Here is an 18,738-nt window from a genome sequence, read left to right as displayed (position 1 = left end):
GGTGATCCCTTTGTCTATTAATGCTCTTGCCGAAGCACTAATATCCTTGGGACGCAAAAAAGATATTTTTTGCGATCTTTATATCCAGAGTTCTTTTGGCCATAGCATATCTGTTGAAGATGGCAGAACTGAAGAGATAACATCAGGAAGCGCCGGAGGTAGCGGATTTCGTCTCCTAAGCGATGGAATGACTCACTATGGTCACGTTCACGGTATTACGTCCGATGTGGCAGTAAAGCTAGTTGATGATGTCATTAAAACGATAAATATCAATTGTCCCTTACCCATGCCTGCACCGGAACCCCTTGTAAAACAGGAACAGCTTACGAATGCACAAATTGATAGCGCTATGTTAAGGGAAATACATCATAATCTCGTAAAAGAAAGTAAATATATAAAAAAGGTAACCTTAAGGCTGAGTACCTCTGAAAAAGAAATAACTATCATTAACAGTCGGGGAGATTTAGTTAGAGATACCAGGTATTCATCTCGCTTTTCTGCCCACATCGTCGTGGAAAAGGACGGCAAGCTCTTTTCGGGGTACGAGTCAAGAGGATTCAGCCTTCCCTTTGCAAAGTTTTTAGAAAGAACGGATACAATGTCAACAGCTTTAAAAGCTGCCAAAAGGGCCTTGCTTGGTCCAGAATGTTCTCCTTGTCCGGCAGGGAAGGTACCTGTAGTTCTATCAGGAGAGGCAGGGGGGACGATGATTCATGAGGCTTGTGGCCATGCTTTGGAAGGCGATATAGTCTATAAAAATCGCTCCGTTTTTAAAGATAGGATTGGTGAAGTGGTTGCCAATCCGGCTGTTACATTAATAGATGATGCCACTATCGAAGGTGCTTTTGGGTCGTATAAATTTGACGATGAGGGCACGCCTGCCCAAAGGACTATCTTGATCGAAGATGGAATATTAAAGGCGTATATGGCAGACGTATTTTGTAATAAAATGTGGGGACTTCCCCTGACTGGCAATGGAAGAAGGGAATCCTATACTTCTTATCCCATAACCAGGATGTCAAATACCTTTCTCTTGCCGGGAAATATGGAAAAGGGGGAAATCATCTCGCGAGTTTCTTTCGGGCTTTACGCTCAAAAGATGGGTGGCGGTGAGACGGATCCCACAACTGGTGATTTTGTCTTTAATGTGGAAGAGGCATACCTCATCGAGGATGGGAAGATAACCGTTCCGGTAAAAGGTGCTATCCTGGTTGGGAACGGACCTCAAGTGTTGAAAGATATTTTGGCCGTTGGAAGCGATCTAGAACTTGATGTCGGCTTTTGTGGAAAAAACGGCCAATCCGTTCCAGTGACGGATGGCCAGCCAACCGTTCTCGTAAAGGAGCTAGTCGTAGGAGGAAGCGATATTTAAATGTCAGACCGCTATTCGAGAAAGACAAAAGGCAGGTCAAAAACGAATAAAAGAGGAATTAAAGAGCGGGTAGGCGGATTGACTCATACCCTGAAAGCAGCCTTTGTTGACTTTTTTAACGAAGAGAGATGCCGTGTTAGGATGCAAAGAGCAACCATGATGTTCGAATTTCTTTTGATCCTTCTTCTTTTCGTCACTATTTACCTAATTACAAGCATATTTACTCCATGGACAGGCTTTATAGGCGAGCGATCAAAGGAGTTTCTAACTGGAAAATGGGGTCTTGCCTCATTAATTCCGCTGTTTTATTTAAGTTATATATGTATTGTGCTCTTGGCTAAGCGAAAGGTTTCGGCCCTATTGACTCAAACTGGTATAGTGTTTTTGTCTTTTTTGATTCTCGAGCTATTCCTCGGTTTGGTATACATAAATAATCCAAACACTTTTGATATAACCTTTTGCGGAACCTGGGGTTATTTTATTGCATCAATATCGCTTCAAAGCGTTGGACCTCTTGGTATTTCTCTTTTTGGATTGATGTTGGCAATCATGCTTTTTTTTCTCCATGGAAAGGGAGATTTCACGGAGTTCATTTCAGCCTTGAAATTACCTTTTTCAAGGCTTCGCTGTAAATTAAAAGATTTTTATCTATCTTTATTCGGAAAGAGTAGCAGACGTGACAAATCCGAATCCATCGATTATGGGTTTCAGTCCCATGATGCGATCGATTTTCGAGATCATACCAAAGAGGCAAGCGAAAGAGTTGCCGATATTGAGCTTCCTCTATCGTCTGAAATCGGGGAAAGAGCAGATGATATTGTTTCCGAAATTAGCGAAGCTGGCTTTAATGCATTTGAAGTCGACGACGCTGAAGATGGTTTTGTGTTACCTCCCGATGTGGAACCTGGGAAGTTTCCTCCACCTTTGGATATATTGGGGGCAGCCGTTGACAACGACATAACTGCCGATATCAAGCCCACGTTGGAGCGATACGGGACCAAGATAGTCGATACTTTGGCCGAATTTGGAATAGAAGCGGAGTTAGCGGATATAGTACAGGGGCCTACGGTAATTCAATTTCGTATACAAATAGCACCTGGAATAAAAGTCAGCAGGATAGCGGCTTTGTCGAACGATCTGGCATTGGCTTTAGCAGTTCCCAGTCTCAGAGTGGAAGCTCCGATACTGGGACAACCTTATGTGGGCATAGAGATACCGAACCCTAAGCGAAGGGCTGTACATTTGAGAGAGGTCATAGAGTCTCCTAACTTTACTCATTCAAAATATGAATTGCCTTTACCGCTTGGTTTGAACGTAGACGGCACTCCCATGGTGGTTGGACTTGAGAGCCTACCTCATTTGCTCGTGGCGGGAACAACCGGATCGGGTAAGAGTGTTTTTATTTCCTCTTGTTTGATAGGAATGTGCTTCGAGAGGCGTCCAGATGAAGTTAAACTGCTTCTCATAGATCCCAAAAGAGTAGAGATGACCTTTTACGAAAAGCTTCCTCATGTCTTGGCATCGCCAATAGTGGAGACAAAGGAGGCAGTGGCTGCTCTGGCTTGGGCTATTAACGAAATGGAGCGGAGATACGATCTCTTTGCAAAAGCACGAGTAAGAAATATCGTGTCTTACAACGAGAAGGTTTTGCCGAAGGATAGGCTCTACAATATCGTGATTGTAGTAGACGAATTGGCAGACTTAATGATGACTTCGCCTAAAGAAGTAGAAGATTATATTTGCAGGTTAGCTCAGATGGCAAGGGCAACGGGGATTCACCTTATTTTGGCTACGCAACGACCATCGGTCAATGTAGTGACCGGTTTGATTAAGGCAAATATTCCAGCTCGAGTTGCCTTCGCATTGCCATCCCAGGCTGATTCAAGAACAATCCTCGATGTAGGAGGGGCTGAGAAGCTCCTTGGAAAGGGCGACATGCTTTTTCTGTCTCCAAAGTACGCAAAACCCGTCAGAATTCAAGCTCCATGGGTGGATGAGGACACTATAAATCGCTTTATACAATACACCGTTAACATCTTTGGGGAGCCAGAATATATCAACATATCGGAGGAGGGGCAGACGAGCCATGAGGCTGCCTATTTGGACGATCCTTTGCTCGAAGAGGCCGTTGAAGTTGTCTTGGCGACTGGTATAGCCTCTGCCAGCAGGCTTCAACGTCAACTTAGAATTGGATTTACAAGGGCAGCACGTATTATCGATACCATGGAACAATTGGGCATAGTTGGTCCTCAGGAGGGATCTAAACCTAGGGAAATACTTCTCGATGAAGGTAAGGCAAGGCAGGTTTTGGTCGAAGCGTTGGGTGGTGAAAGCAGTGGAATTGATTGAAGTAAAATCTTTTTCGATGCTAAGAACTCCCTCCTTTTGTGACTGCAAGGTTTTGCTGATAGCAGGCGGAAAGCCTCCAAGTGACGCATGGCTGAAAGCTACGACGAGATGTTTTGATGTTTGGGTAGCCGATAGAGGAGTTACCTATTGCAGAAAACTTAATGTCATACCTAAAGCGATTGTCGGCGACGGAGACAGCTCTCCTTTGGAAGATTGGGCATGGGCTGAGGAGGCTGGAGCAAAAGTCTACAGGTATCCGAAAGACAAAGATTACACCGACTTACAGCTTGCCCTAATGCAAATTTACAGCAGTTACGGAAGGTCGGTATCTGTCTTTGTTACGGCGGGATTAGGCGGCAGACTGGACCACTCTTTGAGCAATATCTTTAGCTTGCAATGGGCAAAAAAACGGGGAGTGGATGCTGCTGGTTTCCTTGACGAAGAGGAATCCTTTATACTGTTAAGGGGCGGTGAGGAATTGAAATTGTATTTTAACAATAAGCCTCTTGCTATCTCCCTTTTGTCTTTAACCCCGTGTTCTCACGGGGTTAGCATAAAAAAAGTTAAATGGGAACTGGATAATGCTACGTTGAGGCTCGATGAACCCTTTGCCGTCAGCAACGAGTTGGTAAGCGATGAACGAGAAGTTGATTTAAAGGTTGATAGCGGTTGTGTTGGAGTATATATATGTCTGGACCCAAAATGAATATTATAAAAAGCGGGCTTTTAAATTGCCCGCTTGACCAAACCGGAGCGCAAACAACGAGTACAGACTTTCATCCGCTTCTTGATACCACCACCGAGATCAACGTTAACGACCTGCAAATTTACCAGCCAACGACGCCTGGTTTTGCGATTGGAATGACTAACCTTATTCCCGGTTATCGGACCTCGTCCACAACAATCACATACACGAGACATGGTGAGTTACCTCCTTTGCAATATGAAACGGCGAGGGTATTTTAGCATGTATGAGAGCAAAAAATCAAATGTAAAGTCCAGTTTGGGGGAGTGAAAATGTCGTTTTCAAAAGATATCGAAGAATTAGAAAAGATAATACAACGACTGGAAAAGGAGGCGCTTCCTCTTGAGGAGGCTATGAGTATATTTGAGCGGGGAGTTGCCTTGGTGAGAAGTTGTCAGGCCTATCTTGCCGAGGCGGAGCAAAAAATAATGCTTGTAAGCGAAGAAGGTGATGAGACCCCTTGGGAACCTCGAGAGGAGGGCGAAAATTGAGTAATGTTGAATTAAAACAAATCTTTGAGTCGAAAAAAGAAAAAATAGATGCCTATTTGGAGAATATACTCAACAATGACGAGATTCCGGATGTCTTGTGTCAATGTATTGCCTATTCGCTTTTGAATGGAGGGAAGAGGATAAGACCTGTCCTGTCTCAAATAACCGCCGAAAAACTTGGCATTGACCCCGATGGAGTGTTGCCTTTAGCGGCCGCCATAGAGATGGCACATACTGCGTCTTTAATTCACGATGATCTTCCCTGCATGGATAATGATGACTATAGACGTGGAAAACTAACGAACCATAAAGTATATGGCGAAGCAATGGCCGTTTTGGCAGGAGATTCGTTGTTGGCTTACGGCTTTGAACTATGCTTGCAAGAACTGCCGAGACTTGGCTTTACCCAATCGAACATACTTAACGCCCTTAAAATTTTCTCCCATGCCATTGGACCCTGTGGGATATGTGGAGGGCAGGCTCTCGACATAACACAGGAAGGCCACGAAGGAGAAGGGGAGTTTTTGTGGAAAATGTGCGAGCTTAAAACGGCCACCTTGCTTCGTGCTTCCATCACCGCTTCGGCAGCACTTGTCGGAGCCGGTGAAAAAACAATGTCATGTTTACATAATTATGGGACACATCTCGGCATTTCCTTTCAGATCATTGATGATATACTCGATGTAACGGGAAGCATTTCAGAGCTTGGAAAAACGCCAGGAAAGGACGCTAGGGAGGGCAAGCTAACGTTTGTTGCCCTTCACGGGTTGGAAAGAGCGAAAGAGTTGGCCATGGAAGAAACGAAAAAAGCAATAGACTCGATTCTTCCATTAGGGCCTGATTTCGAAGTTTTTCTAGATATTGCCGAATATATTGCGAGGAGGTCTAAATAAGCCTTGTCATTGAATTATTTAGGTAAAATCAAAGACTACAGGGACCTTCGCCATTTGAAGCATATAGAAAAGAGCCGGCTTTGCAACGAAATAAGACAAATGATTATAGATGTGGCTACGGAAAACGGAGGACATCTAGCCTCATCTCTGGGGACTGTCGAATTAACCGTTGCGCTGCTATCAGTTTACGACCCATTGGAGGACAAGATTGTCTTTGATGTTGGCCATCAATGTTATACCTATAAGATATTGACGGGACGTAAGGATAGATTTAGCACGCTGAGACAATGGGAAGGAATTAGCGGATTTCCCAAAAGAGAGGAAAGCTCTTGTGATCACTTTAACACCGGCCATGCAGGTACGTCCATTTCAGCCGCGACGGGATATGCCAAGTCTCGTGATCTTTTGCGCCAAAAACATGAGGTAATTGCTGTAGTAGGAGATTCTTCCATATCGAATGGCATGTCCTTTGAGGCGTTAAACCAGATCGATGAACTTAAGACAAAAGTGATAATAATCTTAAATGACAATAAAATGTCCATAAATGTTCCAATTGGCGGTTTAGCTAAACACCTTAGCCACCTGAGCACTAATCCTTCGTATAGAAGGGCAAAGGAGGCTATAAAGTCGCTTTGCGAGGGATTGCCCTTGGGTAGCGCTCTAGTCGCAGAGGCGTTAAAAAAGATGAAATACCAGGTAAAGACAATGTTTCAGCCGATCAACATATTTGAAGCTTTGGGCATTAACTATTGGGGACCTTTCAACGGACACAACATAGAAGAGCTTGAAGAGGTATTCAAACTGGCCAAAGCCTTTGATGAATCAGTCTTAATACACGTTATAACTCAAAAGGGCAAAGGTTACGTTCCGGCCGAAGAAAACCCAACCAAATATCATGGAGTGTCTGCGAAAAAGCCGAATTCCTCGGCCAACTCTTTATCCTGGAGCAAGGCTTCAGCTCAATGCGTTGAGAAACTTGCGGAAAAGGATGATAGAATTATTTGTCTTACCGCTGCAATGGAGGAAGGTTGCAATTTGACGGGATTTAAAAAGAAATTCCCCGGAAGATTTTTTGACGTAGGTATTGCGGAAGAGCATTTGCTTACCTACGCTGCCGGCTTGGCAGCGGGAGGATTGCGACCGGTCGTCTTCATTTATTCTACCTTTTTACAGAGGGCGGCAGATCAACTATATCACGATATAGCTATGCAAAGGTTGCCGGTTCTTATTGCCTTAGATAGGTCCGGGCTTGTTGGCGAGGATGGCGAAACACATCATGGGCTGCTCGATATCTCTTGGTATAAATCGGTCCCGGGACTTTTCATTGCGTCGCCCCGGGATGTAATAGATTTGGAATATATATTCGCCAATTTGATTGAGCATAGTGCTTTGCCGGCCATAATAAGGTATCCAAAGGGAGAGGCCCCATTTTCTCTAGGTAGAAGAGATGAGGATCAACCCTTCGAATGGATAAGGTCTGAAATCTTGAGACAGGGGGAAGAGGTCCTTTTGATTGGCTATGGAGGCACTATACCTATCCTTCTGGAATCTTGCGATAAAATCAATAATTTATTACACATCAATCCTACTGTGGTTGACTTGAGATTTATAAAGCCATTGGACTTAGAGACGCTTGAGAGGTTGTTTTCTGCCCATTCTTGTGTCGTAATTGCCGAGGAGACCTACAGTATAGGGGGCATAGGCGAACAATTGAGCAAGTTTGCCCATGAGGTAAATAAAGGCCTGGATTGGATTCATATTGCAATTCCTGACATTTATGTTCCTCAAGGGACAAGAGATGAACAGCTTCGTTATGTTGGATTAAGCAGCGATGAGGTGGTGAAAAGGGTTAGTGAGCACTTCGAAAGAGCGATTGGATAAACTGCTCGTCTATCGAGGGCTTGTTGATACGAGAAATAAGGCAGCGGCATTGATTCTAGCGGGAAGGGTAAAGGCGAATGGTGAGCTTGTTTCAAAGGCTGGCACCTTCGTCGACATAGATTGCGATATTGAAATAGTCCAACAGGATAGTTGGGTCAGCAGGGGAGCTCATAAGTTACTCAAGGCGTTAGACGTTTTTGGCGTGAATCCTGGAGGTTTGGTTTGTATTGATATTGGCGCTTCCACAGGAGGTTTTACGCATGTATTGCTCGAGAGGGGCGCAAAAAAGGTATATGCAGTTGATGTAGGTTACGGCCAGTTGGCCTGGTCTTTGAGGCAGGACGAGCGTGTTGTGGTGAGGGAAAAGACAAACGCTAGATATTTGCGGAGAGAAGATTTTGACGAGGACGCCGACTTAATTACCGTCGATGTTTCCTTCATATCGTTGAAGTTAATACTTCCCGTCTTAGTCGACCTGCTGTCAAAAAGTGGAGATATAATAGCCTTGGTGAAGCCGCAATTCGAAGCAGGAAGAGATAGGATTGGTAAAGGCGGAGTTGTAGCAGACCCAAAGGTTCACGAAGAAGTTTTACGCGATCTTATTTTGTGGATAGAACGAAATGTCGCCTTTAATGCATCGGGGCTGACGCATTCTCCAATAAAGGGTCCAAAGGGAAACATCGAATTTCTATTACATTTGACTCTCAGGAAAATACAGCAAAGCCCTTTGAACTTTAATGAAGCTGTCCTTGCTGCCCATGACGAACTTAATTGACGTCGAAATGAGGTACATTTTATGGATCAAATTCTTTTAATTGTGAATACTAGAAAGTCAACGGCACTTAACCTGGCATACAGGTTGATAGGATGGGGTAAAAAAAGGACGATCGGCTTTGTGGCTCCATCCCACGAGTCTGCCATGCTTGGATTGCCCGAATTCGATTGGAACATTGAAACCAACCCGGTGAAATTTGGCGTTGTTATTGGCGGAGATGGGACTTTTCTCAGGGCTTCTCGTATGGTGATGGATTATGACATTCCATTGTACGGCATTAACGTCGGGCGTCTGGGTTTTTTGGTGACGGGCAATCCAGATAATGCTGAAGAAGAAATTGAAAAGATCTTATCCGGGGCATGCAGGATACAGAAGCGTCAGGCTCTCAAGGGCAGCGTGACGCGAAAGGGAAGCCTTGTTCACGTGTTGTACGCCCTCAATGACTTAGTCATAACCAAGGGACCGCTTGCCAGGTTGATCGAGGTCGAGTCGAGAGTAAACGATTACTTTTTGAGTCTGCTTCCCGCGGATGGAATTATCGTATCGACTCCCACAGGATCTACAGCTTACGCTCTCTCAGCTGGCGGACCTATTTTACCTCCCCATGTAAATGCGATGGTCATGGTTCCCATATGCCCTCATACGCTATATGCCCGACCTTTAGTGCTGGGTTCGGAGGACACAATATCTCTTATACCCAAAAGCGATCAGAAGGAGATATATCTCACTCAAGACGGACAACTGGGTTACGAGCTAATGGTTAAGGATAGGATAGACATATCAATTGCCCGAGATAAGTGCGTTTCAACGATCGAGCTCAAAGAAGATAATTACTTCGACCTTTTAAGGGAGAAATTGCAGTGGGGCAACGTGAGCGTGCGTCAGGGCGAGGAGGATTGGTAGTGCTCGAAGAACTTCATGTCAAGAACATAGGCGGTATAACTACAGCATCTTTGAGGCTCAGGGGCAACTTTATAGCCATCACTGGCGAAAGCGGGTCGGGGAAGAGCAGCTTAGTGAGGGCCCTTGAATTATTGGCAGGAAAAAGGGCACAGGCTAATTATTTACGAGTAGGGGAAGATAACGGCGAGGTGGAGGGAGCCTTTCAGGCTGATCATATTCCCTCATTGCCCGAGGAACTTCAGCCTCAGGAGGGAATGTGGGTAGTAAAGCGTGTGGTTACATCTGAGGGGCGAAGCAAATCCTACATTCAGGGACATGTCGTGCCGCTTAACATCCTTTCCAGGTCAATGGTGCATTTTATCCATATTCAAAGTCAATTTTCACAATTGGATCTGTTGGACGAAAACAGCCAGCTTGACTTGCTCGATAGTTACGGTGGCTTAGAATTGAAACAAAAGAAGATGGATATGGCGACGGTATTCCACAGGGCCGTAGAAATGGAAAGGCGTATTCAGGAGCTCACTCAGAGGCGTAAGTCAGTCGAGGAAAGATATAACGGTGCAGATGAGCTAACCAACTTATTGAAGTCGTTGAATCCCTCGCTTTCCAGCGAATACGAATGGGAAGATGAACTGAGGATGATAAGAGACGAGATAAGTCGAAGGCAAGAGCTGGAAAGGATATTAATTGCTATAGAAGGCGGTATTGCCTCAGGCGGTTTGGAGGGCGAGGTGGAAAGTATTTCAGGGAGGCTTAAAGCGATCTTGAATTCGGAAGAAATAGATCGTACTGTTCAAAATCTTTTAATAAGCCTGCAACAATTGACTCATAAGATACAAGAAGTTCTCGAAAACACCCCAACAATCGAAGAGTTGCAGCACAAAGAAGAAGAATTGGAGACAAAACTCGGAAAGCTTAGAAAGTGCAAGCGTATTGCTAAAGCCTCATCTATTGAAGAGCTTGTAGAATATTACAATACCGCCCAAAAGGAAATATCCTGGTTATCCGAAAGCCTCGTCGAACTGGAAAGATTAAAAGACGAGCTAAGTAAATTAAAAAAAGATGTGAGCCAGCACGCGCTTGATCTACGCGCTTCTCGAATTAAAATAGCGAGGGAATTGGAAGAAGCCGTCAATTCTCATTTAAAGGATCTTGGAATGGAGACTACTGTGCTTACGATCAAAGTTGAGGAATTGAAGAAGGTTCGATCCAGCGGAGCGGAATCGATCAGTTTTATGATAGAGGCAAACGGCAATGTGCCGTCACCTATTTCCAAAATAGCCTCAGGAGGGGAATTGAGTCGAATTTTGTTGGCACTGCAAATGGCATTACCGGAGGAAACCCTGCCCAAATTGTTGATAGTCGATGAAGTGGAAGCCGGGTTGGGAGGCAAGGCTGCTCTGTTGGCCGGCCTTAAGCTTAAGGAGCTTTCGACTAAATGCCAGATTATACTCATAACCCATGAGGCTACCATCGCATCCCTTGCGGACCAGCATTTTCGGGTAACAAAGGAGGGGGAGGAATCTTACGTTAAAGAGTTAAACGAAGAGGAAAGGGTGCAGGAAATTGCGAGGATGTTGTCGGGTACTAGCGAAATAAAAGAAGCTGTAGTCCACGCAGAGAGATTGCTCAGGCTTCGCGATGAATAATATTATAAAACTTATATAATTTTACCTATTTAACGATTATAGTAATTGAAGTAAAATACTACGAAAAATGCCAATTCCTTCATTGACACTTCATTCCTGTAAGGCTCCTTTTCGTATTATATTTTTAAGCTGCTCATGTATCTTGCGAAACTTTCATAATCGGCCATATTTTGCAACAATGTTGCATTTATTGTTATTGTAATAGGTAAAAATTTTCTTTTTAATTAATAAACTATCTTGAATAAAATGTTTATTGATGTTACGATTGCGTGTATAAAATATACAAATAACTCCGAGCCATTTAACCTAAAGATCCTTCATGAGATCCATGGTTTCTGGCCAATGGGTATCTTTGGAAACGAGGATGCCTCCCATGTTTGGAAAGGAGGAAATGTTAAAGAAAGCTTACGTCTATCGTAAGTTGTCTTTAGCAAAAAGCTGCCTCCTTTAAGCGAGGCAGCTTTTTTAACCTCCTTTAGCGTTAGATAGATGCTTTAAGGCTGGTATGGCAAATTAGTTGATTTAAAGAAAGGAGGTTACTTGGGTCGAAGTTTGCCATATTTGAGCTTTAGGGCGTTCGAAAAAACGAGGAGGGAAACCATGAAACAGTATTTGAGAAAAAGCATCAAGGTCAACGGATGTCCCCACCACGTAGTTGCCTCACCTGACGCAATGCTGGTCAACATAATTCGAAAACAACTCGGGCTAACGGGAACAAAGCTTGGATGCGGATCGGGACAATGCGGAGCATGCGAGGTTATAATGAACGGCAAGCTCGTGCGTTCCTGCATCGTAAGATGGGATAAGGTGCCGGAAGACGCTGAAATTCTCACCATTGAAGGCTTAGGAAGGCCCGACAAGCTTCACGCGCTTCAGTGGGCTTACGTAAAGACGGGAGCTATACAGTGCGGTTTTTGCACGCCGGGATTTATCATGAGCTCCAAAGCCTTGCTCGACGAAAACCCAAATCCAACCCGCGAAGAGGTGCGCGATTGGTTTCAGAAGAACCGAAACGCCTGCAGATGCACAGGTTATGTTCAGATCGTAGATGCCGTCATGCTTGCCACTAAAGTCTTGCGAGGCGAAGAGGAGATGACGGATTTCTCGGAACTGACGCGAGATGGAAAAATATGGGGAAGCCATTACCCGAGGCCAAGCGCGGTATATAAGGCAACCGGCACATGGGACTTCGGTGACGACATAGCGTTAAAGCTGCCTGACGAGACGCTTTTTGCCGCCTGCGTATGCCCTGAAACTCACCATGCCATAGTCAAAAAGATAGATTTCCTCGAGGCCGAAAAAATGCCCGGTGTATATAAGGTCGTGACGGCAAAAGACATCTACGCAAACAAGGGCACGAACAGAATAAGGGGTCAGGTGGGATCTAAGACCGCCACGACCAACGGCTGGGAACGTCGAATCCTCGTAGAGGAAGGAGATAAGATCCGCCAGTGGGGAGAGGCAGTCGCCATAGTTTGCGCCGACACGGAAGAGCACGCAAGGGCCGCCGCCGATGCCGTGAAGGTAGAAATCGAAGAACTCCCAGCGCTTTTAAACGTCAAAGACGCCATGGCACCTGGGGCAGTAAAGGTGCATGAGGATATACCCGATATAGACGGAATACCTAACGTATTCAACAAGAGGCCCATAAAGAAGGGCAACGATCCAAAGGAAGACTTAGACAAAGCTCCCTACGTAGTAGAAGACGAATTTTACAGTTCGAGGCAACCTCATTTGACGATAGAGACCGATTGCGGATTTGGCTATTTCGACGAAGAAGGTCGTCTGACGCTTCAGACTAAAAGCATCTGCGTGTATCGCCATCAACTCATGATAGCCCGCGGTCTGGGATTGCCGCCTTCAAAGATACGCGTCATACAAAATAACATGGGTGCCACATTCGGCTACAAGGTCGGCCCCACGAACGAACACTTAATTGGCGCCTGCGTAATTGCCACGGGAAGACCCGTTTATATGAGGCTTGACATGAAAGAGCACATCGTTCGCACGCCCAAGAGGTCGCCCTTTTTGATGAAAATTCGGGTTGGAGCTGACGAAAATGGCAAGCTGGTAGGCTTAGAGCATACCTGGTACGTAGACCATGGACCATATTCCGAATCCAGCCAAGACTTAACCAACAAGGGCGGACAGTTCATGCTTGCCTCATATAGAGTAAACAATATCCGCGGATGCGGTTACACTGTCTTTACCAACCACAAATGGTGCACGGCCTTTAGATGTTACGGCGGACCGCAAACCTACTTTGGAGGAGAGCTTGCCATAGACATGTTGGCTGAAAAGGTCGGCATGGACCCCTTGGATTTTCGCGAGAAGAACTTAATCCAGCCTGGCGATACCTTACCGAGCGGTCAAAGGCCGGAAGTTTATCCTCTCCAGGCCATGGTCACCCATATACGGCCACTTTACGAAGAGGCTAAAAAGCAAGCTGCCGCTCTGTCAACCGATAAGATAAAGCATGGCGTGGGCGTTGCCATAGGGATTTACAACTCAAACGACGACGGCCCCGACGAGGCAAACAGCCACATCGAGCTTACCAAAGACGGCGTGATACTTTACAACACATGGGAAGATCACGGACAGGGAGCAGACATGGGCTGTGTCGGCACGGCACACGAAGCACTAAAGCCATTGGGCTTAAGGCCTGACCAGATAAAGCTTGTCTGCAACGATACTGCCAAAGCGCCCAACAGCGGAGCGGCAGCAGCTAGCCGTTCTCAGGTCATGGTCGGGATGGCCATTATGGACAGCTGCCGAAGACTGCTTGACGCCATGCGAAAGCCCGACGGCACGTACAGGACCTACGACGAGATGATCGCCGAAGGCATACCCACTTACTACGAGGGCTACTATAAAGCTACCTTGCGAAACGTAAATGGTGAGGTTCAACACTGCACGGGCATGGACGACGAGACTGGACAGGGCTATCCCTTTGCCAACCACATGTTCGGCGTCTTTTTAGCAGAAGTGTCGGTGGACGTAACGACAGGAGAGGTAAAGGTCGATCGCATGACGCTGGCATGTGACGTGGGAAAGATCAATAACTACGCCGTCGTGGAAGGACAGCTATACGGAGGCATCGCCCAGGGCATAGGGTTTGCATTGAAGGAAAACTTCGAGGACGTAAAAAAGCACAACAACCTATTAGCTTGCGGGTTTCCTTACATCAAGGATATACCCGACAATATCCGCCTGATACACATGGAATCTCCCAGGGAGTTCGGTCCCTTTGGCGCTTCCGGCACGGGAGAAGTTCCGCACTCCGCACCTCATGCTGCTATAATAAATGCGATACACAACGCCTGCGGCATCAGGCTAAAGACGATTCCTGCAACTTCAGATAGGATACTAAAAGCTTTGGAGGAGGCTAAAAAATGAGGGATGAAGATTTAAGGGAACCTTTGGCAGGAAAGTTGGAAGATCTCCCAGAACTTAAGGCCTTTTCCCTTGGCGAAGGGGTGGTAAAACGAATAGTCTTCGGGCCCGGACGCTTCTTCAATGACTACGTCGTCCGTTTCTTTACCCTTCCGCCAAACAGGATGATCTCTGAACACCAACACGAATGGCCGCACTACCTGATCACCCTAGAAGGACACGGTCAGGTCATCATAGAAGGAGTGACGTGGGACCTGCCCGAAAAGTCCTGGGCCTTCGTGCCGCCTAACGTTCCTCATTCCTACGGAAACGCCTCGGACAAACCCTTTAGGTTCCTTTGCATAGTGCCGTGGTTTGGAGATCCCGATGGCAAGCGCGCAAGGACAAGATTGGAACGTGCAAAAAGCGAGTAAGACCCATTGACAAATTAAAAATATCCTTGTAAGATTCATGCAACTCATTTTTTAATATGGTAACGGCGATGACGCAAGAGGCCGGAGGGTTCAGGCATCAACAGAGAGGAGCGTTTAACGAGCTGAGAGGCGCTCTTGATGCACCGTAAGGCCCAAAGCTTGCGAGAGCTGGCATGGAAAGGCGTTGTTTGGCCGGAGTACATGCCCGAGTTGCCTCCGTTAAAGGGCTAAAGAGAGGAACATCTTTGCCCATATAGCAGAGATGTTCAAGATGGGTGGTACCGCGGGTATTAAAGCTCGTCCCAGTTTTTTTGGGACGAGCTTTTTTATATCCAAATATAGGAGGGATAGACATGTTTAGGGGAACTGGTACCGCATTGATAACACCTTTTAATGAAGGAAAGGTAGATTTTGAGAGCCTCGAAAAGTTACTTGATTTTCAGATCAGAAACGGCGTAGATTTTCTGGTGGTGCTTGGAACCACTGGAGAAGCAGCTACGATCTCAAGCTCAGAGAAAAATGAGATCATACGTTTTTGCATCAATAAAGTGAGCGGTAAGATCCCTGTTGTGATCGGAACGGGTTCGAATTGTACACAAACAACGACAGAGACATCACTTGCAGCACTTTCCTTAGGAGCTGATGCAGTATTGATCGTAACGCCTTATTACAACAAACCGCCTCAGGAAGGGCTATATCAACATTACCGAACTATTGCCTCGCGTCTGGGAAGCGGTCAAATAATTATTTATAACGTTCCGGGCAGGACGGGCGTCAACATACTGCCCGAGACAGTTTTAAGGCTTGCCGAGATTTCAAACATAGTGGGGATAAAGGAGGCATCAGGCAATCAGGCGCAAGTCGATTCGCTGATAAAAATGGTGAAAAAGGCAAGAGGGGACTTCGCTGTGCTTTCCGGTAACGACGATCAGGCCTTTCATCTAGTAAACTCCGGAGGAGATGGCGTGATCTCAGTCCTTTCCAACGTAGCACCAAAGGAAACTTCAGATATGATGCGCTACGCACTGCAGGGAAACGTGGAGGAAGCGCGGCGTCTTCACCTGCAGCTTTTCCCCTTAATGAAGGGTCTTTTCTGCGAGACGAATCCAATTCCCGTGAAATACGCTGCCAGCAAGTTGGGTTTGTGCAAAAACGAGCTGCGCCTTCCCTTGGTTCCCGCATCGCAGAAGACGATGGCGGAAGTTGACAGGGCTATGACAGAAGGAGGGGTACTACAATGCGTTATGGCCTAGTTGGATCGACCGGCAGGATGGGACAGGAAATTCAGAAGGCCTTTGCCGATCACACCCTCTGTATGACCGTGGATGCCGAAAAGACCTGGAGCGATGGCACTCAGCCTGAGGTGATCGTTGATTTCTCCAACAGAAGTTCTCTTACGAATACCGTCAATTTATGTGTAGAGAATGGGTCCGCATTAGTCATAGGTACCACTGGTTTGAACGAGGACGACTTTTCGATGTTAAGAGAACTGGGGAAAGATGTTCCGGTCGTGCAGAGTTACAACTTTTCCGTAGGAGTTAACATTTTAAAAATGATTTTAGCAAGCTATTCAAAGCTGCTTGAGGATTGGGATTCGGAGATCGTCGAAATCCATCACAATAAAAAGAAAGATGCTCCGTCCGGCACAGCCATCATGCTTCAGGATGCATTGCAAAAACCTGCTGTGATGCATTCACTGAGAATGGGTGGCATTCCGGGAGACCACTCGGTGATTTTCGCAAACGAAGGAGAAGTGCTTTCATTCAATCATCGCGCCATCTCCAGAGCCGTATTTGCCTATGGTGCTCTAGAGGCTGCGGAATTTGCCCGAACTGCCAATCCCGGATTTTACACCTTCGAGGAGGTATTGCGATGCAAGCTCAAGAAATAATTAAGATGATAAGCGAATCAAAAAAAACTACCCCTTCCATGGCATTTATTGCAGGTGAACTCGAAGGCCTGGAAGTTGAAAAGGCGAAATTCGTTGGTAGTAGCGCTTTTGGTGTTTTGATAGGAGATTACGAGGATATCACAGATGTATTGGAAAAAAATAAAGAACGCATTAGCTGTTATCATATCGAAGTAAAAGCGAGAAATTCGGCAATTCCATTGGCAGATCTCACTCAATACGATGCCCGCATAGAACCTGGGGCGGTAATAAGGGACATGGTCGATATAGGCAAAGGTGCGGTGATCATGATGGGCGCAGTGATAAACATCGGAGCGGTCATTGGAGCAGGTACGATGATAGACATGAACGCAGTGATCGGCGGAAGGGCAATCATCGGATCCAACTGCCACATAGGAGCAGGTGCTGTCATAGCTGGCGTCATAGAGCCACCCAGCGCCACTCCCGTCATCATTGGAGACAAAGTGTTAATCGGCGCCAACGCCGTAATCTTGGAGGGAGTAAGAATCGGAAACGGTGCCATAGTGGGTGCAGGTTCCGTTGTGACAAAAGATGTACCGGAAAATGCCGTGGTTATTGGTGCCCCGGCGAGGGTTGTGAAAATAGTGGACGAAAACGTCGCCCAAAAGAGCAAAATCGTCGAAGAATTGAGAAATCTATAGCAACGACAAATTAATGGAGGGATATGTCCTTGATCGTACAAAAATACGGAGGTTCATCGGTTGCGACGCCTGAAAAGATCAAAAAGATCGCAGAGAAGATAAAAAAGACAGTCGAGTCGGGAGAGAAGGTATGCGTGGTGGTCTCGGCCATGGGAAAGACTACTGACGAACTAATTGCGTTGGCAAAAAAAGTTAGCGACTCACCTAAGCCGCGTGAGCTTGACATGTTACTTTCTACCGGCGAACAGGTTACAGCGGCTTTACTTTCCATCGCGCTCAATGAGCTCGGCGTGCCCTCTGTGTCCTTCAACGCCTTTCAGCTCGAGATGACCACCACCTCCGATTTCAACAACGCTCGCATAATCGACATAAACGCCGAACGGTTGCTCGATGAATTTCAGACCAACGACGTTATCGTCGTAACCGGTTTTCAGGGAATAACCAGCTTGAAGGACATCACGACGCTGGGACGGGGCGGTTCAGACACGTCTGCCGTTGCAATAGCTGCCAAGCTTAATACTAAATGCGAGATTTACAGCGACGTAGCCGGAGTCTTTGCCTGCGATCCCAAGGTTATTCCTTCTGCTAAAAAGCACGAATACATAACCTACGAAGAGCTCATGGAGCTGGCCTCCATGGGGGCAAAGGTCGTTCATTCAAGGGCTGTCGAGATAGCCAAAAAATTTAAAGTCGAGCTTTATTGTGCGTCTACTTTTTCCGACGAAGGGGGGACTTTTGTTGTGGATAGCCTGCCTGAATGGCTGGAGCAACCTGTGGTAATGGGGGTGACGATGGACAAAAACCAACGCAAGTTCACGATCAGTCCGATGTCGGGTGGACAAAGGGCCCAGGTCCATCTGTTCGAAATGCTAGCTTCAAACAATATCAATCTGGATATGATCTCCATAGTGAAGGACAACGGAGATACTTACCTGACGTTTACTGTCGTTGAGGGTGCAAGCGAAAGGGTCAGGGAGGTAGTTGAAGAGGTCTTATCTCAATACGGCGAACATAGGCTCATAGAAGATGACGAAGTAGCAAAGGTAACGGCAGTGGGCGTCGGTATGGAGTCCTCGCCTGGAGTGGCCGCAAGATTTTTTGCCGCCTTGGATAAAGAAGGCATTAGCTTGCTAGGCACTAGCACATCAGAGATCAAAATATCCACATTGGTTCCCAAATATGATGCAGAGAAAGCTGTTAGAGTAGTCGCCAGAGAATTTAGTTTAGCATAAAACTGCACCTGAACCCCTTTCCTCTAATTGGTTTTGAGTTCATCTCTTTTTTGGGGAAGAGTATGTTGTAT

General features: G+C 46.1%; 16 protein-coding genes and 1 riboswitch. Of the genes, 15 read left to right on the top strand and 1 reads right to left on the bottom strand.

The window, feature by feature from the left end; translation table 11 throughout:
- Window position 1 precedes the first annotated feature (1 nt).
- The 3 genes from BLU12_RS04005 to BLU12_RS03995 are packed head-to-tail and all read left to right on the top strand — an operon-like array spanning window position 2 to window position 4,427.
- The gene (locus tag BLU12_RS04005) at window positions 2-1,372 is read left to right on the top strand and encodes a TldD/PmbA family protein (protein ID WP_091460748.1); all 1,371 of its coding nucleotides are present in this window, start codon (window positions 2-4) and stop codon (window positions 1,370-1,372) included.
- Window positions 1,373-3,721 carry a DNA translocase FtsK gene (locus BLU12_RS04000; protein ID WP_091460747.1) on the top strand — a complete coding sequence of 783 codons (2,349 nt, stop codon included), beginning with the start codon at window positions 1,373-1,375 and terminating at the stop codon, window positions 3,719-3,721.
- A complete protein-coding gene (locus BLU12_RS03995) occupies window positions 3,708-4,427 on the top strand; it encodes a thiamine diphosphokinase (RefSeq protein WP_234945438.1) in 720 nt (239 codons plus the stop codon). Before BLU12_RS04000 ends, BLU12_RS03995 begins: the two co-directional genes overlap by 14 nt.
- Window positions 4,428-4,447: 20 nt before the next feature.
- Here BLU12_RS03995 and rpmB read toward each other — a convergent pair whose 3' ends face one another.
- Window positions 4,448-4,642, bottom strand: a complete 195-nt coding sequence (rpmB, locus tag BLU12_RS03990) for a 50S ribosomal protein L28 (protein ID WP_071804931.1) — start codon at window positions 4,640-4,642, stop codon at window positions 4,448-4,450.
- Window positions 4,643-4,738: 96 nt separating this feature from the next.
- Between rpmB and BLU12_RS03985 the strand changes: the two genes are divergently transcribed.
- The 12 genes from BLU12_RS03985 (at window position 4,739) to BLU12_RS03930 (ending at window position 18,667) form a co-directional block, all read left to right on the top strand.
- The gene (locus tag BLU12_RS03985) at window positions 4,739-4,957 is read left to right on the top strand and encodes an exodeoxyribonuclease VII small subunit (RefSeq protein WP_009201106.1); all 219 of its coding nucleotides are present in this window, start codon (window positions 4,739-4,741) and stop codon (window positions 4,955-4,957) included.
- Window positions 4,954-5,850 (top strand): polyprenyl synthetase family protein, encoded by an 897-nt coding sequence (locus BLU12_RS03980; protein WP_091460745.1) that lies wholly within the window; start codon window positions 4,954-4,956, stop codon window positions 5,848-5,850. Before BLU12_RS03985 ends, BLU12_RS03980 begins: the two co-directional genes overlap by 4 nt.
- 3 nt (window positions 5,851-5,853) lie before the next feature.
- Window positions 5,854-7,731: a 1-deoxy-D-xylulose-5-phosphate synthase gene (gene dxs / locus BLU12_RS03975; RefSeq protein WP_091460744.1), complete on the top strand. Its 1,878-nt coding sequence runs from the start codon at window positions 5,854-5,856 to the stop codon at window positions 7,729-7,731.
- Window positions 7,703-8,506: a TlyA family RNA methyltransferase gene (locus BLU12_RS03970; RefSeq protein ID WP_234945437.1), complete on the top strand. Its 804-nt coding sequence runs from the start codon at window positions 7,703-7,705 to the stop codon at window positions 8,504-8,506. Before dxs ends, BLU12_RS03970 begins: the two co-directional genes overlap by 29 nt.
- Before the next feature lie 21 nt (window positions 8,507-8,527).
- A complete protein-coding gene (locus BLU12_RS03965; RefSeq protein WP_091460741.1) occupies window positions 8,528-9,409 on the top strand; it encodes an NAD(+)/NADH kinase in 882 nt (293 codons plus the stop codon).
- On the top strand, window positions 9,409-11,058 hold the full coding sequence (locus tag BLU12_RS03960; protein WP_091460739.1) for a DNA repair protein RecN: 1,650 nt from the start codon (window positions 9,409-9,411) through the stop codon (window positions 11,056-11,058). Before BLU12_RS03965 ends, BLU12_RS03960 begins: the two co-directional genes overlap by 1 nt.
- Before the next feature lie 278 nt (window positions 11,059-11,336).
- A riboswitch (molybdenum cofactor riboswitch) is annotated at window positions 11,337-11,462 on the top strand.
- A gap of 196 nt (window positions 11,463-11,658) precedes the next feature.
- Window positions 11,659-14,454 (top strand): molybdopterin-dependent aldehyde oxidoreductase, encoded by a 2,796-nt coding sequence (locus tag BLU12_RS03955; RefSeq protein ID WP_091460738.1) that lies wholly within the window; start codon window positions 11,659-11,661, stop codon window positions 14,452-14,454.
- Window positions 14,451-14,864, top strand: coding sequence for a cupin domain-containing protein (locus tag BLU12_RS03950; RefSeq protein WP_091460736.1), 414 nt, complete (start codon window positions 14,451-14,453; stop codon window positions 14,862-14,864). Before BLU12_RS03955 ends, BLU12_RS03950 begins: the two co-directional genes overlap by 4 nt.
- Window positions 14,865-15,217: 353 nt before the next feature.
- Complete coding sequence (dapA, locus tag BLU12_RS03945; protein WP_091460734.1) at window positions 15,218-16,117, top strand: 4-hydroxy-tetrahydrodipicolinate synthase; 900 nt, start codon at window positions 15,218-15,220, stop codon at window positions 16,115-16,117.
- The gene (gene dapB, locus BLU12_RS03940) at window positions 16,102-16,755 is read left to right on the top strand and encodes a 4-hydroxy-tetrahydrodipicolinate reductase (protein ID WP_091460733.1); all 654 of its coding nucleotides are present in this window, start codon (window positions 16,102-16,104) and stop codon (window positions 16,753-16,755) included. Before dapA ends, dapB begins: the two co-directional genes overlap by 16 nt.
- Window positions 16,737-17,435 carry a 2,3,4,5-tetrahydropyridine-2,6-dicarboxylate N-acetyltransferase gene (gene dapD / locus BLU12_RS03935; protein ID WP_091460731.1) on the top strand — a complete coding sequence of 233 codons (699 nt, stop codon included), beginning with the start codon at window positions 16,737-16,739 and terminating at the stop codon, window positions 17,433-17,435. The genes dapB and dapD overlap by 19 nt, the downstream gene beginning before the upstream one ends.
- Window positions 17,436-17,458: 23 nt before the next feature.
- On the top strand, window positions 17,459-18,667 hold the full coding sequence (locus tag BLU12_RS03930) for an aspartate kinase (RefSeq protein ID WP_234945436.1): 1,209 nt from the start codon (window positions 17,459-17,461) through the stop codon (window positions 18,665-18,667).
- Window positions 18,668-18,738: the final 71 nt, after the last annotated feature.

The sequence above is a fragment of the Acetomicrobium thermoterrenum DSM 13490 genome (genome assembly GCF_900107215.1).
GTDB classification, from domain to species: Bacteria; Synergistota; Synergistia; order Synergistales; family Acetomicrobiaceae; genus Acetomicrobium; species Acetomicrobium thermoterrenum.
Note: the sequence above shows the minus strand (reverse complement) of the source record. Positions and strands in the feature narration are given on the sequence as shown.